Source organism: Pseudoalteromonas sp. Xi13 (genome assembly GCF_003952205.1).
Lineage (GTDB): Bacteria > Pseudomonadota > Gammaproteobacteria > Enterobacterales > Alteromonadaceae > Pseudoalteromonas > Pseudoalteromonas atlantica.
This window is the reverse complement of sequence record NZ_CP034439.1, coordinates 2,106,382-2,125,915: the sequence shown is the minus strand read 5'-3', so window position 1 is coordinate 2,125,915 and position 19,534 is coordinate 2,106,382. Positions and strand designations below refer to the sequence as shown.

General features: G+C 40.7%; 21 protein-coding genes. 9 read left to right on the top strand and 12 right to left on the bottom strand.

What is annotated here, in order from left to right; genetic code table 11:
- Positions 1-55: 55 nt before the first annotated feature.
- Entirely contained in the window at positions 56-631 is a 576-nt protein-coding gene (gene ispZ / locus EJ103_RS09540; protein WP_126007373.1) for a septation protein IspZ, read from the bottom strand.
- Between the two features lie 172 nt (positions 632-803).
- Between ispZ and EJ103_RS09535 the strand changes: the two genes are divergently transcribed.
- Positions 804-1,073 (top strand): HU family DNA-binding protein, encoded by a 270-nt coding sequence (locus EJ103_RS09535; RefSeq protein ID WP_004586798.1) that lies wholly within the window; start codon positions 804-806, stop codon positions 1,071-1,073.
- A gap of 400 nt (positions 1,074-1,473) precedes the next feature.
- A complete protein-coding gene (locus EJ103_RS09530) occupies positions 1,474-2,052 on the top strand; it encodes a type 1 glutamine amidotransferase domain-containing protein (protein WP_126007371.1) in 579 nt (192 codons plus the stop codon).
- Positions 2,053-2,115: 63 nt separating this feature from the next.
- Here the strand turns inward: EJ103_RS09530 and trpA are convergent, their stop codons facing one another.
- The 6 genes from trpA to EJ103_RS09500 are packed head-to-tail and all read right to left on the bottom strand — an operon-like array spanning position 2,116 to position 8,704.
- Entirely contained in the window at positions 2,116-2,937 is an 822-nt protein-coding gene (trpA, locus tag EJ103_RS09525) for a tryptophan synthase subunit alpha (protein WP_126007369.1), read from the bottom strand.
- Positions 2,934-4,118 (bottom strand): tryptophan synthase subunit beta, encoded by a 1,185-nt coding sequence (trpB, locus tag EJ103_RS09520; protein ID WP_004586795.1) that lies wholly within the window; start codon positions 4,116-4,118, stop codon positions 2,934-2,936. The genes trpA and trpB overlap by 4 nt, the downstream gene beginning before the upstream one ends.
- Before the next feature lie 7 nt (positions 4,119-4,125).
- A complete protein-coding gene (trpCF, locus tag EJ103_RS09515) occupies positions 4,126-5,490 on the bottom strand; it encodes a bifunctional indole-3-glycerol-phosphate synthase TrpC/phosphoribosylanthranilate isomerase TrpF (protein WP_126007367.1) in 1,365 nt (454 codons plus the stop codon).
- Positions 5,483-6,520, bottom strand: coding sequence for an anthranilate phosphoribosyltransferase (trpD, locus tag EJ103_RS09510; protein WP_126007365.1), 1,038 nt, complete (start codon positions 6,518-6,520; stop codon positions 5,483-5,485). Before trpD ends, trpCF begins: the two co-directional genes overlap by 8 nt.
- Positions 6,521-6,531: 11 nt before the next feature.
- Positions 6,532-7,134, bottom strand: coding sequence for an aminodeoxychorismate/anthranilate synthase component II (locus tag EJ103_RS09505; RefSeq protein ID WP_004586792.1), 603 nt, complete (start codon positions 7,132-7,134; stop codon positions 6,532-6,534).
- A gap of 1 nt (position 7,135) precedes the next feature.
- Positions 7,136-8,704, bottom strand: a complete 1,569-nt coding sequence (locus EJ103_RS09500) for an anthranilate synthase component 1 (RefSeq protein WP_004586791.1) — start codon at positions 8,702-8,704, stop codon at positions 7,136-7,138.
- 449 nt (positions 8,705-9,153) lie between these two features.
- Here EJ103_RS09500 and EJ103_RS09495 point away from each other — a divergent pair, with 449 nt between their 5' ends.
- The 5 genes from EJ103_RS09495 to EJ103_RS09475 all read left to right on the top strand — a co-directional run bounded on the left by EJ103_RS09495 (position 9,154) and on the right by EJ103_RS09475 (position 12,716).
- Positions 9,154-10,008 carry a PHP domain-containing protein gene (locus EJ103_RS09495; protein WP_004586790.1) on the top strand — a complete coding sequence of 285 codons (855 nt, stop codon included), beginning with the start codon at positions 9,154-9,156 and terminating at the stop codon, positions 10,006-10,008.
- Positions 10,005-10,625 (top strand): L-threonylcarbamoyladenylate synthase, encoded by a 621-nt coding sequence (locus EJ103_RS09490; RefSeq protein WP_126007363.1) that lies wholly within the window; start codon positions 10,005-10,007, stop codon positions 10,623-10,625. The genes EJ103_RS09495 and EJ103_RS09490 overlap by 4 nt, the downstream gene beginning before the upstream one ends.
- Positions 10,626-10,630: 5 nt before the next feature.
- Positions 10,631-11,470, top strand: coding sequence for a ScpA family protein (locus EJ103_RS09485; RefSeq protein ID WP_126007361.1), 840 nt, complete (start codon positions 10,631-10,633; stop codon positions 11,468-11,470).
- 120 nt (positions 11,471-11,590) lie between these two features.
- Complete coding sequence (locus tag EJ103_RS09480; protein WP_054982631.1) at positions 11,591-12,139, top strand: cytochrome b; 549 nt, start codon at positions 11,591-11,593, stop codon at positions 12,137-12,139.
- A gap of 1 nt (position 12,140) precedes the next feature.
- Positions 12,141-12,716: a YceI family protein gene (locus EJ103_RS09475; RefSeq protein ID WP_126007359.1), complete on the top strand. Its 576-nt coding sequence runs from the start codon at positions 12,141-12,143 to the stop codon at positions 12,714-12,716.
- 29 nt (positions 12,717-12,745) lie between these two features.
- On the opposite strand, the gene EJ103_RS09470 is transcribed toward EJ103_RS09475, so the two are convergent.
- Together EJ103_RS09470 and EJ103_RS20150 are read right to left on the bottom strand one after the other, a co-directional pair.
- Complete coding sequence (locus EJ103_RS09470) at positions 12,746-13,606, bottom strand: transporter substrate-binding domain-containing protein (RefSeq protein WP_126007357.1); 861 nt, start codon at positions 13,604-13,606, stop codon at positions 12,746-12,748.
- A 131-nt stretch (positions 13,607-13,737) separates the two neighbouring features.
- The gene (locus tag EJ103_RS20150) at positions 13,738-13,905 is read right to left on the bottom strand and encodes a hypothetical protein (RefSeq protein ID WP_024033460.1); all 168 of its coding nucleotides are present in this window, start codon (positions 13,903-13,905) and stop codon (positions 13,738-13,740) included.
- A 368-nt stretch (positions 13,906-14,273) separates the two neighbouring features.
- Between EJ103_RS20150 and EJ103_RS09465 the strand changes: the two genes are divergently transcribed.
- A complete protein-coding gene (locus tag EJ103_RS09465) occupies positions 14,274-14,819 on the top strand; it encodes a dienelactone hydrolase family protein (RefSeq protein ID WP_126007355.1) in 546 nt (181 codons plus the stop codon).
- Here EJ103_RS09465 and EJ103_RS09460 read toward each other — a convergent pair.
- Positions 14,816-15,619 carry a hypothetical protein gene (locus EJ103_RS09460; RefSeq protein ID WP_126007353.1) on the bottom strand — a complete coding sequence of 268 codons (804 nt, stop codon included), beginning with the start codon at positions 15,617-15,619 and terminating at the stop codon, positions 14,816-14,818. The two genes, EJ103_RS09465 and EJ103_RS09460, sit on opposite strands and share 4 nt — an antisense overlap.
- Positions 15,620-15,786: 167 nt before the next feature.
- Between EJ103_RS09460 and icd the strand changes: the two genes are divergently transcribed.
- A complete protein-coding gene (icd, locus tag EJ103_RS09455; RefSeq protein WP_126007351.1) occupies positions 15,787-17,037 on the top strand; it encodes an NADP-dependent isocitrate dehydrogenase in 1,251 nt (416 codons plus the stop codon).
- A 12-nt stretch (positions 17,038-17,049) separates the two neighbouring features.
- Here icd and EJ103_RS09450 read toward each other — a convergent pair whose 3' ends face one another.
- Both EJ103_RS09450 and EJ103_RS09440 read right to left on the bottom strand, forming a co-directional pair.
- Positions 17,050-17,481 (bottom strand): hypothetical protein, encoded by a 432-nt coding sequence (locus EJ103_RS09450; protein WP_004586781.1) that lies wholly within the window; start codon positions 17,479-17,481, stop codon positions 17,050-17,052.
- A 1,096-nt stretch (positions 17,482-18,577) separates the two neighbouring features.
- Positions 18,578-19,525, bottom strand: a complete 948-nt coding sequence (locus tag EJ103_RS09440) for a LysR family transcriptional regulator (RefSeq protein ID WP_064385020.1) — start codon at positions 19,523-19,525, stop codon at positions 18,578-18,580.
- Positions 19,526-19,534 lie beyond the last annotated feature (9 nt).

The following is a 19,534-nucleotide window of genomic DNA, read 5'->3' as shown; positions in this document are numbered from 1 at the left end:
ATTGATTTTTTTTACACGCTATCAAGCAAAGACGACATTTTTATGACGAAGGTGTTTACTTTGCGGGTTCTTCTTCATCAGGGAAGTATTTATACAAAGCAAAAATAGTGATCAAAATACTCACAAAGGTAATGGCCATTAAGCCAAACACTTTAAAGTTAACCCAAAAATCGAGTGAGAAATTATACGCAATGTAAATATTCAGCACTGCAATACCTGCGGTAATACCAACCCACATTAAGTTAAGCTTATTCCACACCGGCTCAGGTACTTCAATCGCCTGTTTAGAATCGTTGGCGTTTTCAAGGATTGAGCTAAGGGCTTTTTTAACAAGATTTTTATTCAGCACGTAGCGGCTAATTAATAAGGTAAGGCTTAAGCCGGCGTAAATTAACGTGGCTTTCCATTTTATATACTGCTCATCGTGGAGTACTAAGGTTAATGTGCCAAACACCGCTGCAATAGCAAAAAATAGCCACTGGCGGGCAGGTACATGGCCGTGCTTAAAGTAGCTATACGCAACTTGAATAAGCGTAGTGACCATTAAAAGGCCTGTTGCCCAGTAAATATCAACTAATTTAAATACCGCAAAAAATAATATTAGCGGGATGTATTCAATCAATGCGTGCATATACTACCTAAATTATACAAAAAGAAGTCAGGGAAGTTTTTACCACATAACACTAGGCAACTACAAGGTTGACTTGTTGCCCTGTAAGCCTTAGCCTGCGTGGCTTTAATTATCCATCATCATATTCCCACACTTAACCAACACTGATTAAGTGTGTATTTAGGAGCCTACAATGAACAAAGCACAACTTGTTGCCCAAATAGCCAAACGCAGTGAACTAACAAAAAAAGACACACAAGCAGCCCTTACTAGCTTACAAAAAGTAATTACTAAATCGCTGTCTGAAGGCGACCAAGTGCAAATTAATGGATTTGGTACATTCGCTTTAAGCTACTACCCAGCGCGCACTGGGCGTAACCCGCAAACAGGCGAAAGCATTGAAATAGAAGGCGCTAACAAACCCGTATTTAAACCTGCCAAAGCATTAAAAGATCTCCTTTAAATAGCAACTTGCATTGACCGGTACCAGTGATCAGTACCAGCGACTAGTTCCTGCAACCAATACTTGCTAATAGCCCGGTTACCTTTTTAGGTTTAGTTAGCGCTATTAATCACAAAATTATAGTTTTGCGCACCCGGCTAAAAGGGTGCGTCTAGAAAATAAATCCCCAGCTTTTAGTTAATGCCTAACTACTTCATCTTGTAAGCAAAGCTTGTGTGCTGGTTTTTAATAAGCACTTTAAATTAAGCTATGTAGATTGTTCAAACCCTCTAAATGATTTACATAGCTTTGATAGCTTTAATTTATATTCATCTTTATTTTCAATAGGTTAAATTTGGCATCAGTTATGCTTTTAATAGGGTGATTGAAACATTTTATTAAACGCAATAAGGAGATCTATATGTCTACATTACAAACAAGCACTCGTTTAGAAGGTAAAAAAATTGCTATTTTAGCCACCGATGGCTTTGAGCAAAGTGAGCTATTATCTCCACGTGATGCTTTACTTAATGCCGGCGCCGATATTGATATTGTGTCGGTAAAAGAGGGCGAAATCACCGGTTGGGATGAAGATAAATGGGGCGACAAAGTAAGCGTAGATAAACTTGTTACAAATGCCAGTGCCAGCGATTACGATGCGCTTATGCTGCCAGGTGGCTTATTTAACCCAGATACGTTACGCCAAGATAAGCACGCAAAAGCGTTTATAGACGGTTTTTTTGGCGCCGAGAAAAACAAACCTGTCGCAGCTATTTGCCATGCTCCTTGGTTACTTGCCGAAATTAATAAATTACGCGACCGTACCGTTACATCATTCCCAAGCATTAAAAGTGATTTGATCAATGCTGGTGCCAATTGGGTTGATGAAGAGGTGAGCGTAGACCAAGGTTTAGTAACAAGCCGCAGTCCTGCAGATTTAGAAGCATTTAATGCAAAATTTATTGAAGAAATTTTAGAAGGTAAGCATCAAGCTCATTAAGTTTAGAGCTTAATAAAAAAGGGCATTGAAAATGCCCTTTTTTAATGCGTAAATTTTAATTTTTTACAGTGCGGTGGCCGCTTTCATATCAGCTACAAACGCTATTAACTGCGTTGTCATTGCGTCTAAATCATTTAGGTTGGCTTCAATAATTTTAACAACGGCCGAGCCTGAAATAGCACCAGCTGCGCCGGCATTTAGGGCGGCTTTTACATCATCGGGAGTAGAAATACCAAAGCCTAATAAAGCAGGGGCTGCATGGTATTCTTTTAGCTTAGTTACTATGTTACCCGCTGGCATTTGCGCTTTAGTATCAGTGCCGGTAACACCCGCACGCGATAATAAATACGTGTAGCCACGGCCGTAAGATGCACATTGGCGCAGAGTATCGTCATCGGCATTGGGTGTGGCAATAAATATTGGGTCTACACCGTTTGCCATGGCTGCTTTTCTAAACATTTTAGACTCATGCAGTGGTACATCAGCAACTAAAATAGAGTCTACGCCCGCCGCTTTTGCATCTTTATAAAATGTTTCTAAACCGCGTTTAAACACAAGGTTTGAATACAATAATAAGCCAATTGGAATATCTGCATTGTAATCGCGTATTTCTTTAATAATATCAAAGCAATCTTGCGTGTTAATGTTTACATCGAGAGCACGAATATTCGCCGCTTGAATAACGGGGCCATCGGCGATTGGGTCCGAAAACGGAATACCTAGCTCCAGTGCATCCGCGCCGCCATCAATTAAGCTTTTAATAATGGCAATACTTTGCTCTTTACCTGGGTCGCCAATGGTAACAAATGGCACAAATGCACCTTGTTTTTGCTCATTAAGTGCAGCAAAGGTTTTACCGTAACGATCTGTATTTAACTGGCTCATAGCTGACCTCCTTGTGATAAAACGCTGTGTACGTGGGTTAAATCTTTATCGCCACGGCCACTTAAGTTAACCACTAAAATGCTTTCTTCTGTTTGCTCTTCGGCGTATTTAAGTGCATAAGCAAGGGCATGGCTTGATTCAAGAGCTGGAATAATGCCTTCGTTTTTAGCCAGTGCTTGGAACGCGTCAAGGGCTTCTGTATCGGTAATACCGACATATTGAGCACGGCCTGTTTCGTGTAAAAACGCGTGCTGTGGTCCAACTGCAGGGTAATCAAGACCGGCAGATACTGAGTATGACTCTTCAATTTGGCCATCGTCATTTTGCATAATGTACGTATAGGTACCGTGCAATATACCTTTTGTACCTTTACAAATTGTAGCGCCGTGCTCGTGGGTATCTAGGCCTTTACCTGCAGGCTCCACACCAATAAGTTTTACACTTGGCTCGTCAATAAAGTCAGTAAACATACCAATGGCATTAGAGCCACCGCCAACACAGGCTAGTACGGCATCTGGTAAGCGTCCTTCTGCTTTGAGTACTTGTTGTTTAGCTTCTTCACCAATGATTTTTTGATACTCTCGTACAATTGTTGGGAATGGGTGAGGACCCGCTGCGGTACCAAGTAAGTAGTGAGCGTCTTGGTAGTTTGCAGACCAGTCGCGGAGCGCTTCGTTTACCGCATCTTTTAATGTGCCAGAGCCGGCTGTTACCGGAATAACCTCTGCGCCCATTAATTTCATTCTAAATACGTTAGGCTGTTGGCGCTCAACGTCTTTAGCACCCATATAAATGCGGCATTTTAAGCCAAGTAATGCACAGGCTAGGGCTGTTGCCACCCCGTGTTGGCCCGCACCAGTTTCGGCAATAACTTCTTTTTTACCCATACGTTTAGTTAGCAACGCTTGACCAAGTACTTGGTTGGTTTTGTGTGCGCCGCCGTGCAGTAAATCTTCACGTTTTAGGTAAAGTTTTACTTTAGGATTTTTAATTAAATTACGCGTTAAAGTAAGCGGCGTAGGGCGACCGGCATACTCGTTTAATAATTTTGTAAACTCAGCCTGAAACTCAGGGTCTTTTTGTGCTTTGTTAAATTCGTTCTCTAACTGCTTAAGCGCAGGGACAAGTAGCTCAGGTACAAACATACCGCCAAACTCGCCAAAATAAGCTGGATTTTGCATTATAACCTCAATAATTTCTGATGCTTGTAAAAGCATTTTGTAATTTGATAGGGCACTTTTTACCCGCAGATTCTTCAACGCCTGAATTTAAATCAAGGCCTAGGGCACCTTGAAACAGCGCGTCTTTTATATTGTCTGGATTTAAGCCACCCGCTAGCATAAAGGGGCTTGTTGCGTCGCGCAGTACTGCCCAATCAAATGCTTTACCTGTACCACCGGCTTGTGTATCGCTGTGGGTATCATAAAGATGGCGGTCTACGCCCGTAGCTGGGGTTGGCAATGTATCTTTAATTGCCTGTGCTTTCCAAATTTCACAACCTTTAGGTAACTGTGTACGTAATGCGGCAATGTAATCGTCACTTTCTTGACCGTGTAATTGTACTGCGGCAAGTTTTAGTTCGTGCGCGTATTGTACCACTTGCTGCGGGCTTGCATTAACAAAAACACCGACAAATTTAAGTGGCGCACTTTGGCTCAGCTCAATCGCACAATCTAAATCAACATAACGAGGCGATTTAGGGTAAAAAATGAGTCCACCGTACACTGCGCCGTTGTTGTAAGCGGCCTGTACGTCTTGTGCTCGGGTTAAGCCGCACACTTTGTTATCACCTAAAATCACTTTTTTGCAGGCTTGTTCTAAATCGCGCTCAGCCATTAAAGAACTGCCAATTAAAAAGCCATCACATAATGGCGCTAGGCGTTTAACATCTTGATGAGTGTAAATACCTGACTCTGAGATAACCACTTTATCTTGTGGGATAAGCGTACGTAGCTTTTCGGTGGTGGCTAAATCAGTGCTTAAATCGCGAAGGTCACGGTTATTAATACCAATAATTTGTGCATCAAGTGCAAGGGCGCGGTGCACTTCTTCTTCGTTACTTACTTCGGTTAATACCGACATGTTAAGCGAGTCGGCAACTGCATGTAGCGCTTTATATTGCTCATCATCAAGTACTGAAAGCATTAGTAATATAGCATCGCCGCCATAAATACGTGCCATGTAAACTTGGTACTCATCAATAAAAAAGTCTTTACAAATAAGTGGTTGCTCTACTTGGCTACGTACAAACTCTAAATAATCAAAGCTACCTTGAAAGTATTTAGTATCTGTAAGTACGCTCATGCAGCTAGCATATTTTTTATAAACAGAGGTGATCTCGGTTAAATCAAACGGCTCTCTTATTAGTCCTTTTGAAGGAGATGCTTTTTTACATTCTAAAATAAACTGCGTACCCGGCTTTGCTAACGCTTTATAAAAGCTGCGGCTAGTTGGCACTGCTAAGTGTTTAAAGCTCTCTAGTGGGCGCGCGGCTTTACGCTCTATTAGCTCTTGTTTTTTATCAGCAACAATTTTGTCTAATACATTAGCCATGACTTACCTCAATAATTGCATTTAATGTGTTCATGGCTTTGCCTGAACTTAGTAATGTTTGTACCTGTTGTGCGCCTTCTTTTAATGACTGTACTTTACCGCTTAGGTATAAAAGTGCAGCCACATTGACCACGATTGCAGCATTGTGCGCATCACTGCCTTTACCTTGTAAAATAGCAAGGCTCGCATTTGCGTTGTATTGTGGGCCTTCACCGGCTAGTTGTTCAAGTGAATAGTTTGCAAGGTCAAAGTCGCTTGGGTTTAATGTGTACTGCGTTATTTCGCCATTGTTTAGCTCAACTACGTTAGTTGGGCCGTGCAGGGCTATTTCGTCAGTGCCAGAACCATGCACTATCATCGCGCGCTTAGTGCCTAAAGTTTTAAGTGTTTGCGCCATTGGCATACATAAAGACTCATCGTAAACACCCAGTAATTGCACGTGTGGTGCAGCAGGGTTAGCAAGCGGGCCTAAAATATTAAAAATGGTACGTGTTTTAAGCGCAGTACGTACGCCCATCGCGTGGCGTACACCACTGTGATAATGCGGTGCAAACAAAAAGGTAAAATGGGTTTGCTCAAGGCAATGTGCAGCCTGTGCTGGGCTCATATCAATATTAATGCCCAGTGCTTTTAATAAATCAGCAGAGCCCGAATTACTCGATACACTGCGATTACCATGTTTTACCATATTAATACCCGCGGCAGCTGCAACAATCGCCGCGGTAGTACTAATATTAATCGTGTTTGAGCCATCGCCCCCGGTGCCGCAGCTATCGGCAAGTTGCGTGCTAGCGGTTGTAAAGGCAACGGCGTTTTCTCGCATTGACGCTGCAGCGCCGGCAATTTCATCACTTACTTCGCCTTTTATTTTAAGGCTGATTAGCAATGCAGTGAGCTCTATTTCGCTCATGTTACCTTGCATTATTTGGTTAAATAATGCGTTTGATTGGGCATAGTTTAACGACTTGCCTTGAATAAGTTGCTCAATAGCGTATTGAACATTTATGGTCTCTTTTGCTTGGGTACTCATAATGTCCTCTATTAGTTGGTGCGCGTTAAGTACGCAACACTTTGTTGAAGTAGCATTGCACCATTTGGCGTAAGTATTGACTCGGGATGAAATTGATAACCTAACGCTTTATCGTCGTGGTGATATATGGCCATAGGAATATCGTCAAATTGTGCAATTACCTCAATATTTTCAGGTACCTTGGTTGCCATTAATGAATGGTAACGGGCTACGGGCATGGTGTTGCCCATTCCTTCAAACACCGGGTGCGGGTTTAAATTAATGATTGATGACTTACCATGTACGGTTTCGCCAGCGTGGCCGATTACTCCGCCATAACTTTGTGTAAGTGCTTGTTGCCCTAGGCAAATGCCCAGCATGGGGAAGTGACCTTTAGCCAGTTCGATTAATTCCATTAAGCAACCTGCATCACTGGGTGCACCAGGTCCTGGCGAAAGCACTAATAATACTTGCCCAGGCTCTTGGCGCATTTTATTAAAAATAACCTCTGCGCTTATGTTATTTCTGTATACCACAAGCTCACAGCCCAGCATGGTTAGTTCATCAACAAGGTTGTAGCTAAACGAATCAAAGTTATCTAAAAAGTATATTTTCATTGGGTTTGCTGTGCTCATTTTATACCGCCTCATAAGTCGATTTTATGGCGGTGATCACCGCTTGGGCTTTTGCGCGGGTTTCGTTAGCTTCGGCTTGTGGATCAGAATCGTAAACGACACCTGCACCTGCTTGCACATACGCGGTATTATTTTTAACAAACGCTGAGCGAATAACAATGCAGCTATCCATTGCACCATCGCCGGTTAAATAGCCTACTGCGCCACCGTAGCTGCCACGGCGTTTGCCTTCGGTTTGGCGTACAAGTTCGGCAGCGCGTACTTTCGGAGCGCCTACCAGCGTGCCCATGTTCATACACGCTTGGTAAGCGTGTAGTGCATCAAGCTCAGGCTTTAATGTGCCCACCACGCGGGAAACCAAGTGCATTACTTGCGAGTAGCGGTCTACTTTTAATAGCTCTTTTGCATGGCGCGTGCCGGCTACACTAATGCGTGCCACATCGTTACGAGCTAAATCAACGAGCATTAAATGCTCAGCACGCTCTTTTTGATCGTTTCTAAGTTCAAGCTCAATACGGCTGTCTAAATCTGGGTTGATTGCGCCATTGGCAAATTTTCCACGTGGGCGAGTACCGGCAATAGGGTAAACTTCAACTTGTTTGCTTTGCACTTCGTATTTAAGCGCAGACTCAGGTGAGGCGCCAAATAAAGCAAATTCTTCATCGCGCATATAAAACATATAAGGGCTTGGGTTTTGCTTTTTAAGCTGGCTATATGCGTGCAATGAATCAGGGCAGGGCAGTGAAAACGTGCGCGAAGGCACAACCTGAAAAATATCACCATCAACGATGTTCTTTTTAAGCTTAACCACTTGCTCGCAGTAAGTTTCATCGCTTATATCAACACTTACATCGCAAGTACCTGTTTGCATAGGCGCACTAAACTCTTCTGCTTTGTCGCATAGGGCATTTAATCGTTCTAGCTCTTTACCTACCTCAAAACAATTAGCGTGTACGTCTGGGCCATTAAACACATTACCAATAAGCTCGGTGGTTTGTTTTTGATGATCGATAACCACTAAGGTTTCGGCTAAGTAAAATACGTAGTCTGGGCAGGTGTTTTCGCCATCGGGTACGTCGCTTAGCTGCTCAAAATTAGCCACCATGTCGTAGGCAAATACACCGCCTAAAAATACCGAAAACGGGTTTTCGGTGGTGCTTTTGATACTGTTTATACAGGTGCGTAGTGCGCTAAATGCATTATCGGCAACCAGTTTACTTGCCTCGTCAATGTCATTAGAACCGCCTTTATAAACAAGAGTTAGGCTTGTGTCGGTTAAGGTTGCATCGCAGCTTTGTACATTGGCTCTTAAATACGGCAGTAACTGTTTACCGTTATTAGATTGTGCGCTTACCGTGACGGTTTTACCTTGGCAAACAATGCGCAGCGCGCAGTCAACTAAAATTAAGCTTTTGACACTGTCTTTAGAATCAATTTCGGCTGATTCAAGCAGTAGCGAATTAGGCTTATCAAGTGCTGCATAAAGTGCAAGTGGGCTACTAATGTAGTCGCGCACTTGCGTTATGCTAGTAACTTCGCCTGGTGTGGTAGTTATATGACTAAAAATCAAACCTCATTCCCTCAAAAAATAAAACCCCGCAATGCTTTTGCAATGCGGGGTTTGAATAACGATATCTAAATTACAAACAGATCATTACCGTCCCGCTATATCAGGCGCCACCACCAACGATGTGTAAGAGTAAGACCGTTATTCATGTTTTTTTGCCTCAAAATAAAAAATTAAATACGTAAAATTTAGTTATAAAAAAACCCGCATAGTTGCGGGTTTTGAATATTTGCTAGACACGACAATTCATCACCCAAAAATTATGAGTGCCACCACCAAATAGTGTGTTGAATTGAATTGATCATTTTTATTAATTCTTAATGTGTCTTAAAGTGGCTACAGTAAAACGTATTTAGCGCTTTTGTGTCAAGTGTTTATTTAAAACAATTTAGTCAAAAAAGTTGTTATACTTATATAAACATCTATTACCCTTAAATTTAAGCAGTTTTCTTTTGATAAAATACGATTTACACAGCCATACAACGCATTCAGACGGACATTTAACAGTTGAGCAATTATTAAACCGCGCCGTAGAAAAAAACATTGATGTGTTTGCGATAACCGATCACGACACTGTGGCTGCTATTACGCCGGCAAAAGCGTTTATCGAAACAGAAAACCTACCGCTTAAGCTTATATCTGGCGTAGAAATTTCTACCAAGTGGGAAAGCTTTGAAATACATATTGTTGGGCTAAATATTGATATAAACAACAATGCCCTTACATCATTGTTATCGGCGCAGCAGCAAAAGCGTGATGAACGCGCCATTGAAATTGGCAAAAGGCTGGCAAAAAACGGTTTTGATGGCATTTACGAGCAAGCCAAGGCGCTGGCAGAAAACGCCCAAATTACCCGTGCACATTTTGCGCGTGCATTGATTGAAAGAGGCGTAGCTAAAAATTTTCCTGGGGTATTTAAAAAATACTTAGGGCGCAGCAAAACAGGTTATGTTCCAAGCAATTGGTGTGATATGCAAACAGCCATTAGCGCCATTCATGCTGCAGGCGGGGTTGCGGTACTTGCACACCCAGGGCGTTATCAAATGTCTAATAAATGGTTACGTAAGTTACTTGTGCAATACAAAAGTGACGGTGGCGATGCCATGGAAGTTGCGCAGCCACAACAAGCGCCTACTGAACGCCAATTTTTAGGGCAATTGAGCCAAGAGTACGGTTTACTGTGCTCGCAAGGTTCTGACTTTCATTTTCCAACTAGTTATTTAGAGCTAGGTAAAAACTTATACTTACCCAAAGACTGCCAAGGGGTTTGGCAAGTGTGGGAAGGGCAAGAAGGAGCATTATCATGAGTCAATTAATTCATATTCACCCAGCAAACCCACAGCCACGACTTATTAGCCAAGCGGTTGATATTATTAAACAGGGCGGGGTTGTTGTATACCCAACAGATTCGGGCTACGCGATAGGGTGTAACCTCGGTAATAAGCAAGCAAAAGAGCGCATTGAGCGTATTCGTGGAATTGAAAAACACCATAACTTTACGCTTGTATGCCGTGATTTATCCGAGCTGGCAACTTATGCCCGCGTAGATAACCAAATGTTTAGGCTTATTAAAAATAATACGCCAGGGCCATACACATTTATTTTTAAAGGCACAAAAGAGGTGCCAAAGCGTTTACTAAACGATAAGAAAAAAACCATTGGTATGCGCGTTATAGAGCATCCAATTGCATGTGCATTACTTGCAGAGCTTGGGGAGCCGTTAATGTCGTGTTCGTTAATTTTACCTGGAGAAGAGTTTACAGAATCAGATCCAGATGAAATTTTAGCGCGTTTAGATAAACACGTAGATTTAATTATTGACGGCGGACACCTTGCAGAGCAAGCAACCACGGTTATTGACCTATCAGAAGACGATATTCACATTTTACGTGTAGGGTGTGGCGATACCAGCCCGTTTGAGTAACCTTGGTGAGTGATTCAACACAGGGCGAAAAAAAGACTCAAAGTGAGCCAGTGCAGCAAAAGCTGCCACTGGCTTTTTTGCATGGCAAAGCCGTTGTAGATAAACCTGAAGATTTATACATTCCGCCCGATGCACTTGAAATTATTTTGGAAACCTTTGAAGGACCGCTTGATTTACTGCTGTATTTAATAAAAAAGCACAAGTTAGATGTGCTCGAACTCTCTATTTTTAGCATTACTGAGCAATATGTCAGTTATGTAGAAATGATGAGTAAGTTTCAGTTAGAGCTTGCCGGTGAGTACTTAGTAATGGCAGCGTTATTGGCACAAATAAAATCGCGTCTGTTATTGCCTGTGCACGAGGAGCTCGAAGAAGAGGAAGACCCCCGCGCAGAACTGATCAAGCGTTTACAAGAATACGAGCAGTTTAAAAAAGCAGCCGAAAATATAGATGCCATCCCCCGTGTAGGCCGTGATATTTTCGTAGCACATGCAACTATGCCGGTTATTGAAAATACCGCTCAAAACCTGCCAGAGCTTGAGTTAAAAGATTTAATGTTAGCACTGAGCGACGTGATGGCGCGCGCCAAAACATTTGAGCATCACCAAGTGACAGCAGAAATCCTCTCTACCCGTGAGCGGATGAGCCAAATTTTAGCCCAGCTGAGTAACGCAAAAAAAGCGCTGCCGTTTAACGATTTATTCACCCTTAGTGAAGGGCGAAGCGGTGTAGTGGTTAGCTTTATTGCTATGCTTGAGCTTATAAAAGAAGGCTTAATTAGCTGTTTGCAAGTCTCACCTGATAGCTTAATTTACATAAACCTTACCGACACGCCTAATAGCTAACTAGCAAAGACCTGTAGCTCAAGTTGTATGTGCGTATATGCACAGATGCTGTTTGTATACGCTATTTTAGTTTTTCTTCACCCTCTATATTCTTAAATTATCGAATTTAGAGGAACCCACATGTTTAAAAATACGCCCACATCTTATGGCCTTATTGCCATTATTTTACACTGGTTGATGGCTTTTACCGTGTTTGGTTTATTTGGCTTGGGCTTATACATGGTTGAGCTAACCTATTACGACAGCTGGTATAAAGGCTCACTGGATTTACATAAAAGTATAGGTATAACGCTAGCCGCAGTGCTTATTTTTAGAATTTTGTGGCGCGTATTCAGCCCCAAACCTCGCCCCCTTAGTCAAAATAAAACAGTAAACCACATTGCACATACCGCGCATATTGTTATGTACCTAATTTTAGCAGTCATTGTAGTGGCGGGTTATTTGATTTCTACCGCCGATGGCAGAGCAATCGCCGTTTTTTCGATATTTAATGTACCAGCTCTGGATTATAACTTTGATGGACAAGCCGATATTGCCGGAAAAATACATTACTACGGTGCGTGTACATTAATTGGCTTGGCTGTTTTGCATGCACTGGGGGCATTAAAGCACCACTTTATTGATAAAGATAAAACCTTAACGAGAATGATCAAACCAAAGGAATACTAACATGAAAAAACGACTATTAAGTGCAGCTCTATCGGGTGTAATGATGTTATCGGCCACTGCAAATGCAGCAGATTATGTAATTGATACGCAAGGGGCGCATGCATTTGTTACCTTTAAAATTAAGCATTTAGGCTACAGCTGGCTGCACGGGCGATTTAACCGTTTTGATGGCAGCTTTAGTTACGACGCTAAAACGCAAACAGGGTCTAATATTTTAGTAAATATAGATACAGCAAGTTTAGACTCTAACCATGCTGAGCGTGATAAACACTTACGCGGTAAAGACTTTTTAAATGTGGATAAATACCCAACAGCAACATTTAAAAGCACCAATGTGAAATTTACCGATGATGATACAGCCACAGTAACGGGTGACTTTACTTTACATGGCGTAACTAAACGCATTACGTTTGAAATGGATAAAGTAGGTGAAGGGCAAGACCCTTGGGGTGGCTACCGTGCTGGTTTTGAGGGCGAAACCAGTTTAAAACTCACCGATTACGGCATTGATTATAATTTAGGCCCAGCGTCTACTCATGTTGATATTGGGCTGTCTATTGAAGGTGTGCGTAAATAATAAAGCGTAGATTAAATTAAAGCGCCACTTTAGTTAGTGGCGTTTTTGTTTTTTGTGGCGTGAATTCTTGATTCTAATAAGGGTTTTAAATGTGGGGGTAACCAGCGTAACATTACTTGATGGTATTGCTCGGTTTGCTTAATTTTTTTTAATTGCTCATCTAATAGTTGAATATTTTTAGCTCCTTGCTCATTTTTAGTGCAGCCAATATAGCCATAACTTAACGGTGGCGCTTCAACAATCGCTCGCTGAGTTAGGTTTTCTTCAAAGTACATAGATTTAGCTAAGTAATGGTGCTCACTTGGGTAACCTAATAAAATATCTAAGCGCTTTAAATTAAGCATATAGGTAAGGCTGGCTAAACTATTGCGCGTTGGCCGAATAACAATATCAACATCGGGGGTGTTATTTATTACACTGTCGAGTTGCTCGCCGTATGAGCGGTTCATAGATACACCTAACGTGAGTTTTTTTTCTGCTAGTAAATCCTGCAACGACACTGGCTCTGAGTTAGGCACTTCTAGTGAATGCGCCAAACCTTTATGCATAGCAATGGAAGGTGAAAGGCCCGTGGTTGAGCTTTGCTCGCTAAAGTGAATAAACTTTTCTCTAAATGCATTTTTATAAAGTGATAGGGCACAATGTGTGGCCGATTTGTTGGCCAGTTCTTGCGTAACTTTGCCAGAGGGGATAACAAGGCGATTAAACGTGATGTGCGCAAGTTGTTGCTCGAGTAAGGTTATAACGCTTTCATCACGCCCCTGGTGTTGGTATTTTCCATTTAAAATGTAATAGGGCGCAAAGTCGTGTGTTAGCCAGTTAATCGTATTGGCGTAACTGACTGAAGAAATGCTTAAATATAAGGTGATACACAAAAATGCACGGAGCATTACTACAATTACCTAAAACAATGAAAGTATCGCTATTGTAGTCAATTAAGTGCAACAAAGTAAAATGCCAGCTACAAAGCTGGCACATTTTATTAACATTAACTGCTTAAGCAGTTAATTGCTCGCAATGATTAGTTGGCTTTTAACCATTTTACAAATTCGCGCGCTTCGCTTGCTTTTTGAAACATTGCGTTTTTCAAACCTTGTGTATCACTAAAAATAACACGTTGTTTGTTTACAGAAATTGATTGCACCGGATGGGCAATTTGGATCATAGATCCATTGTATTTATAAGACATAATAAAACTCACTTTATTCTTGTTATTTACTCTGCGCTATTTTTATAGCCAAATGCAGTTAATAAATTAACGATGTTGTGTTTAGCTTCATTACAGTGTTGACGATCTTTATGACACTTTTGCGATGATATTAAAAAAATCATCAAGGTATTAATAGGGGTTCTCGCCGTACAATAACTTAGCTTTAAAATATACGTTTTGCGGGGCTTACTGGATCAGGGTAAAAAGGTTAACCGCGGTGGTTTTTAAAACCAGAGAAGAAAGGTAACCTAAATAAAAAATGTGTGCAAGCTATTTATTTAAAAATTATTTATACTTAATTTTATCAACTGCTTAAACGCATGGATTTTAACCTTAAAAAGGTAAGTATGAATTACATAATAGTCAGCGATATTTATGGTGTAACAGCACCTTTAGTGAGGTTGTTAGATATTATGCAAGGCAATACAGAGGTTATAGACCCCTACAAAGGAGAACTGCAACCCCTTGATAGTGAAAAGTATTATTATAATAAATTTATAAATTCCTGTGGCCATGACAATTATGTAGCTAAGCTCTTAAATGTATTTAATAACCTTACAGAGCCAACAGCCTGTATAGGGTTTAGTGCAGGCGCAAGTGCCGCGTGGCGCGCACAGTTATTAACAGGCAATCCACACCTAAAAAAGCTCATTGGCTTTTACCCTTCACAAATTAGAAATCATTTAGATATTGCGGCAAAAGTACCTTGTACGTTTATTTTTCCACATACCGAAATGCATTTTAATGTAGATGAAGTGATAAGTGCTTTAGCCAGTAAAAGCCAAGTTACGTGTAACAAAACACCGTTTTTACATGGTTTTATGAATGCTTACTCTACTAATTACAATGTAAAAGCATATGATGAGTATTGCGCACTTATTAAAAGTACTTAAAGTGTATTTAACTGCGTTTTAGTAATAACAGGAAAGTCAGTGCGCGTATTATATTGCGCGTACAAGGTAGTAAAAATACTACTGCGTGAGAGCTTATCTAGCTCTTTTATGAGCGTTTTAGCACTTGTGCGCGCAGCTCTGCAGCATAGTTGGTATTGCTTTATTATAGCGGCAACGCTTTTACCTTGTTTTTGAAGGGCTAGATCGGCTTCTACAAAAAATGCAGCTCCTGTCCAATAAACCCGCTGTTGTGCACGTTGCTTCCACATATCACTTGAAAGTTTATTAAGTGGCTGTTGCTTTGTTTTAGTTTGTAAGCGTGCTCGATCAAACCCTGCGTTTAGGCGCTGAACAAATTGCGCTTGGCTAATGACACCGCTGTTGCGCATTATTACGTTTTGCATGTAACTGGCAAACCCCTCGCTTAACCAAAAGCCAGAGTAAGGCAGTAGTGGCAAATATAAATGTGAAAGCTCATGGTAAAGCGTCCAATCTTTTGTAAATGCATTTAAACTTGCGTAGCGGTCAATATGCAGCTCTAATCCATCGGGATTATTTCGTTTTATGCTAGCCCATGGCACGGGTTCAAAAGCAAAATATTGTGGCTTTAAATAAATAGGGAGGGTGCTTTGTTGTAATGGGCCTAAGGTATTTTGTGTTTTTTTAAGGCTTTGATTTACCCAAGTAACTACCGTTTTTTGACCCTTAGTAGTCAGTGCGTCTAAATTATGAATAACCACATCAACAGCTGAGGCTTTTAAAGAGCACATTAATAGCAATAACAGCCAAAATAATTTCATTTATACCTCCTAAATACGCGCTTGATACTAGACCCACTATTTACGTAATTAAGCACATGTTATTCGTTATTTTTTTAACTAATATCAATTATAAAAAGCAAATTGCATACATGCTCAATCAAGCATGATTTAATCAGGTAACACTATTTTTAGTATAGGTATTAACCATGGCTTATCAGCATATTAAAATCCCTGAGCACGGACAAAATATTACTATTGATGCCAAAGGCCAATGGCATGTGCCTGTAAATCCTATTATTGCTTATATTAATGGTGACGGGGTTGGGCAAGAGGTCACACCGGCCATGCAGCATGTGGTGAATAATGCCATTACACACTGTTATGCAAAGGAGCGAAAAATTCACTGGATGCAAGTATATAACGGCGAGCAAGCTGCAAAGTTATATGATGGCGATTGGTTCCCAGAGGAGACGATTAACGCAGTACGTGCGTGTAAAATAGCAATTAAAGGGCCGCTAACTACACCTCTTGGCGGCGGTTTTCGCTCATTAAATGTGGCGCTAAGGCACGAAATGGATTTATTTGTAAATATGCGCACTGTTAAAGGGCTAAGTGCGTTGCCATCGCCGTTAAAAAATCCATTTTTAACTAACATAACAGTGCTGCGTGATAGCAGCGAAGACGTATATTCAGGAATAGAGTGGCAAGCTGGCAGCGTAGAGAGCGAGAAAATGCTCGACTTTTTATGTGAAGAAATGGGAGTAACGCGCCTAAGGTTTTCTCAAGAGTGTGGCATAGGTATAAAAAATATATCTAAAGAAGGCTCCGAGCGCCTAGTACGCTATGCAATTAATTACGCCCTTAAAAATAACAGCGAATCGTTAACGCTTGTGCATAAAGGGAATGTACTTAAATTTACCGATGGTGCCTTTAAACGTTGGGGGTTTGCCTTAGCCCAAAATGAGTTTAACGCTACCCCACACGAAAACGGGCGCTGGCTTGAAATAGCATGCGCTAATAAATCGCCTTTAATTATTAAAGAAGTGATAGCCGATAACATGCTGCAACAATGTTTAATGAACCCAGAGCAATTTGATGTGGTAGCAACCACAAACCAAAATGGCGACTTTTTAGCTGATATGCTCAGCGCACAAGTTGGCGGAGTGGGCATTATGCCGGCTGCTAATTTAAATAACGATGTGGCATTTTTTGAGCCAACCCATGGCACGTTTGAGAGAATAGCAGGGCAAAACAAAGCAAACCCAAGTAGCAGTATTTTAAGTGCCGTTTTAATGCTTAAGTTTATGGGCTGGGATGAGGCAGCAACGCTGATTGAACAAGCGCTCGAACAAGCACTCAAAAGCGGTAATGTAACCTTTGATTTAACGCAAAATATTAATAACTCGACAACCCTAAGCTGCAGTGACTTTGCACAAAAGGTTATCGAGTATTTTTAAGCAACTCCATTATTAGGCCGCTGTGGCTGTTTTTGCCTTGTGTACACATGGGCGATTAGTAAGCTGTGCAGCGCGGTGGTAAATATCGTGTGCATTAGGTTCATCGCACTGAGTACCGCTAAGCGTATCCATTAATGCAACTACAATAATAGCCGGTACTTGGCAGCAGTATTCATCAAGTACTGCCTCGGTTGTTTGTGCATCTACATGGCAAAGCGGGTGGTTTTTACGCTGGTACGCATGCAGTAGCGTATCTACTTCTAAAATGTCATCGGGTTGGTGCTTTGTTTTACGGCACTTACAACCAAACTCATCAACCAAGGTAGCAAGTGCTTGGTATGTCTCAGCGGCATTGGTTTTAGTGCATAACTGCTGGGTAATAAACTGATGTAAATTAGCATCAATAAATAACCCGTCTTGTTGTGTGAAGCTTGATGTTGTCATAATTATTACTCTTAGTTTGTTGGCTTAACTTCACTTTAGCGCTAAGTGTATTATTAATGAAATTGTTGTTTTCAATAACTGACATTGATTTTATCAATAGTAAATGACAACAAACCAAAAACCACTTAGCATGTTTAATTAAAGTGGTGCAAAAACCTATAAAAATGCACAAAACTGGGACACACTAAATAATAATTAAAAGCATAATTTAATTAGATGTTTGATTTTAAATGTTTTTTATTTTTGTGGTGGGTTGGCATCAAGGTTGCTAAATATAAAGGGTAGGGTTCACTCTTATTTCTACGATTTCAAAAGCGCCATGGTATTTTCCCAAAGTTGAATACCATGGCGCTTTTTTATTTTTAAAAGAGCAATGCGAATATAATAGTTGTGATAAAAACGACAAAATAAAGTTTATGATGCCAGTTTTTCTTATGATTTTTACGATACTGTTTGATCATAATATCAACATCTTCTTTAGAAAAAACATGTTCACACCGATAGCAAACGTGCATTCCTTTTTTAATAAAAGCGCCACATTTTATACATCTATAAATATAGCTAAGGCGGCTTTCGCATAGGTAAGGATATTCTTTTTTATTTTTCATAATTGTTATTTTTGAGCGCTTTTTTTTGTTTTACTATCGTTTCTATACCGTGCGCGACGGTTATACACCCTAAGTCTATTGCACCAAAAATAATAAAATAGAATTTTTTTGGGCTCGATTCGATAGAAGCAATTACCCGTTCCCCTCCTTTATTATGTATAACGCCATCATTATAAGTAAAGTAGCTCCATAGAATGAAAAACAAGCCTAGTAAAATAGTTACGTATGCTTTGGTTTCTTTCTTTGAGTTTTGCTCTGTTATTTCTAATTGCTTTATAACCTTAGGATCCACTCTCTTTGGGTTGTTTAGCTCTTCTATTAGGTGTTTGTATCTTTGCGGGTATTTGTTTGCATCAATAGTTTCAAGTGCTTCATGTAATTCTTTAAGTGAATAATTAGAGTAATCAATGTTGATAGTGATTTTCCTTAAATCTTTTTTAATACATTTTGAGCTGTAATCAGAATTTTAAATTAAAGAAAATTACTAACTACCTATCAGCAATTGTTTTAGCAAACTCAAGCAACTCACGGCGTAACCACTGGTGTGCGGGAGCATGGTGAAGTAGTGGGCTCCATATCATTTTTACCTCAATAGGGACTATTTGAAACGGTACTGGGCTAATGACTAAATCGGTATGCGTGGTTAATAATTTAGCCTGCCTGCGCGGTAAAGTAGCAATAAGTTGCTCTGATTGGCATAGCAAACTTGCAATCATGTAGTGGCGTGTAAACACCCGTATTTTACGCGTTTGTTCTAGCTGCCACAGTGCTTCATCTACCCAACCTAGTTTTTGCTTGCCTGATTTATTGGTAACGGCGGCTTCTGGCCCCCAGCCAGCACGGTTTACCCAGACATGTTCTTTTTGTAGGTAATCATCAAGGCTTGAATGTTGTAAAAAGGTATTTTTAGGGTGGGTTAAACAGCAGTAATTATCGCGCCAAACACTGGCCTGATGAAACGAGCGAGGCAAGCCATTAAAACGGTTTATGGCTAAATCAATAGTGCCTTTTTCCATATCTTGCAGGTTTACATCGCTTGGACTCAGTACATCAAAATTAACCCCTGGGTTTTTAGTTAACTGCTCAGTAATAAAGGGGGCAATTAAGGTCGACTCCATGTAGTCGTTTGCCATTATTCTAAAAGTCACCTCTGCCGTTGCTGGGTTAAATTGCTCACTGGGCTGAGTAATCGCCTCTGCCATTTTTAAAAGAGACTCTATTTCAGGCTTTAAGCTAAGTGCTTTGCTGGTGGGGGTCATAGAGCCTGCGGCACGTACAAGTAATGGGTCGTCAAATAAATCACGTAATCGTTTAAGTGCGTTACTCATGGCAGGTTGTGTTAGTGCGAGTTTATTAGCCGCTTTTGAGACACTTTTTTCATCAATGAGCACATTTAAGTACACTAATAAGTTGAGATCGACGTTACGTATATTCATATGATCAAT

Excerpts from the sequence above, each read along its gene's own strand:
- trpCF (WP_126007367.1), bottom strand. The coding sequence starts at position 5,490 with ATGGCTAATGTATTAGACAAAATTGTTGCTGATAAAAAACAAGAGCTA.
- icd (WP_126007351.1), top strand. The coding sequence starts at position 15,787 with ATGGCTTATCAGCATATTAAAATCCCTGAGCACGGACAAAATATTACT.
- EJ103_RS09475 (WP_126007359.1), top strand. The coding sequence starts at position 12,141 with ATGAAAAAACGACTATTAAGTGCAGCTCTATCGGGTGTAATGATGTTA.
- EJ103_RS09470 (WP_126007357.1), bottom strand. The coding sequence starts at position 13,606 with ATGCTCCGTGCATTTTTGTGTATCACCTTATATTTAAGCATTTCTTCA.
- EJ103_RS20150 (WP_024033460.1), bottom strand. The coding sequence starts at position 13,905 with ATGTCTTATAAATACAATGGATCTATGATCCAAATTGCCCATCCGGTG.
- EJ103_RS09440 (WP_064385020.1), bottom strand. The coding sequence starts at position 19,525 with ATGAATATACGTAACGTCGATCTCAACTTATTAGTGTACTTAAATGTG.
- EJ103_RS09465 (WP_126007355.1), top strand. The coding sequence starts at position 14,274 with ATGAATTACATAATAGTCAGCGATATTTATGGTGTAACAGCACCTTTA.
- trpD (WP_126007365.1), bottom strand. The coding sequence starts at position 6,520 with ATGAGTACCCAAGCAAAAGAGACCATAAATGTTCAATACGCTATTGAG.
- EJ103_RS09535 (WP_004586798.1), top strand. The coding sequence starts at position 804 with ATGAACAAAGCACAACTTGTTGCCCAAATAGCCAAACGCAGTGAACTA.
- EJ103_RS09450 (WP_004586781.1), bottom strand. The coding sequence starts at position 17,481 with ATGACAACATCAAGCTTCACACAACAAGACGGGTTATTTATTGATGCT.
- EJ103_RS09480 (WP_054982631.1), top strand. The coding sequence starts at position 11,591 with ATGTTTAAAAATACGCCCACATCTTATGGCCTTATTGCCATTATTTTA.
- ispZ (WP_126007373.1), bottom strand. The coding sequence starts at position 631 with ATGCACGCATTGATTGAATACATCCCGCTAATATTATTTTTTGCGGTA.
- trpB (WP_004586795.1), bottom strand. The coding sequence starts at position 4,118 with ATGCAAAATCCAGCTTATTTTGGCGAGTTTGGCGGTATGTTTGTACCT.
- EJ103_RS09460 (WP_126007353.1), bottom strand. The coding sequence starts at position 15,619 with ATGAAATTATTTTGGCTGTTATTGCTATTAATGTGCTCTTTAAAAGCC.
- EJ103_RS09505 (WP_004586792.1), bottom strand. The coding sequence starts at position 7,134 with ATGAGCACAGCAAACCCAATGAAAATATACTTTTTAGATAACTTTGAT.
- trpA (WP_126007369.1), bottom strand. The coding sequence starts at position 2,937 with ATGAGCCAGTTAAATACAGATCGTTACGGTAAAACCTTTGCTGCACTT.
- EJ103_RS09490 (WP_126007363.1), top strand. The coding sequence starts at position 10,005 with ATGAGTCAATTAATTCATATTCACCCAGCAAACCCACAGCCACGACTT.
- EJ103_RS09530 (WP_126007371.1), top strand. The coding sequence starts at position 1,474 with ATGTCTACATTACAAACAAGCACTCGTTTAGAAGGTAAAAAAATTGCT.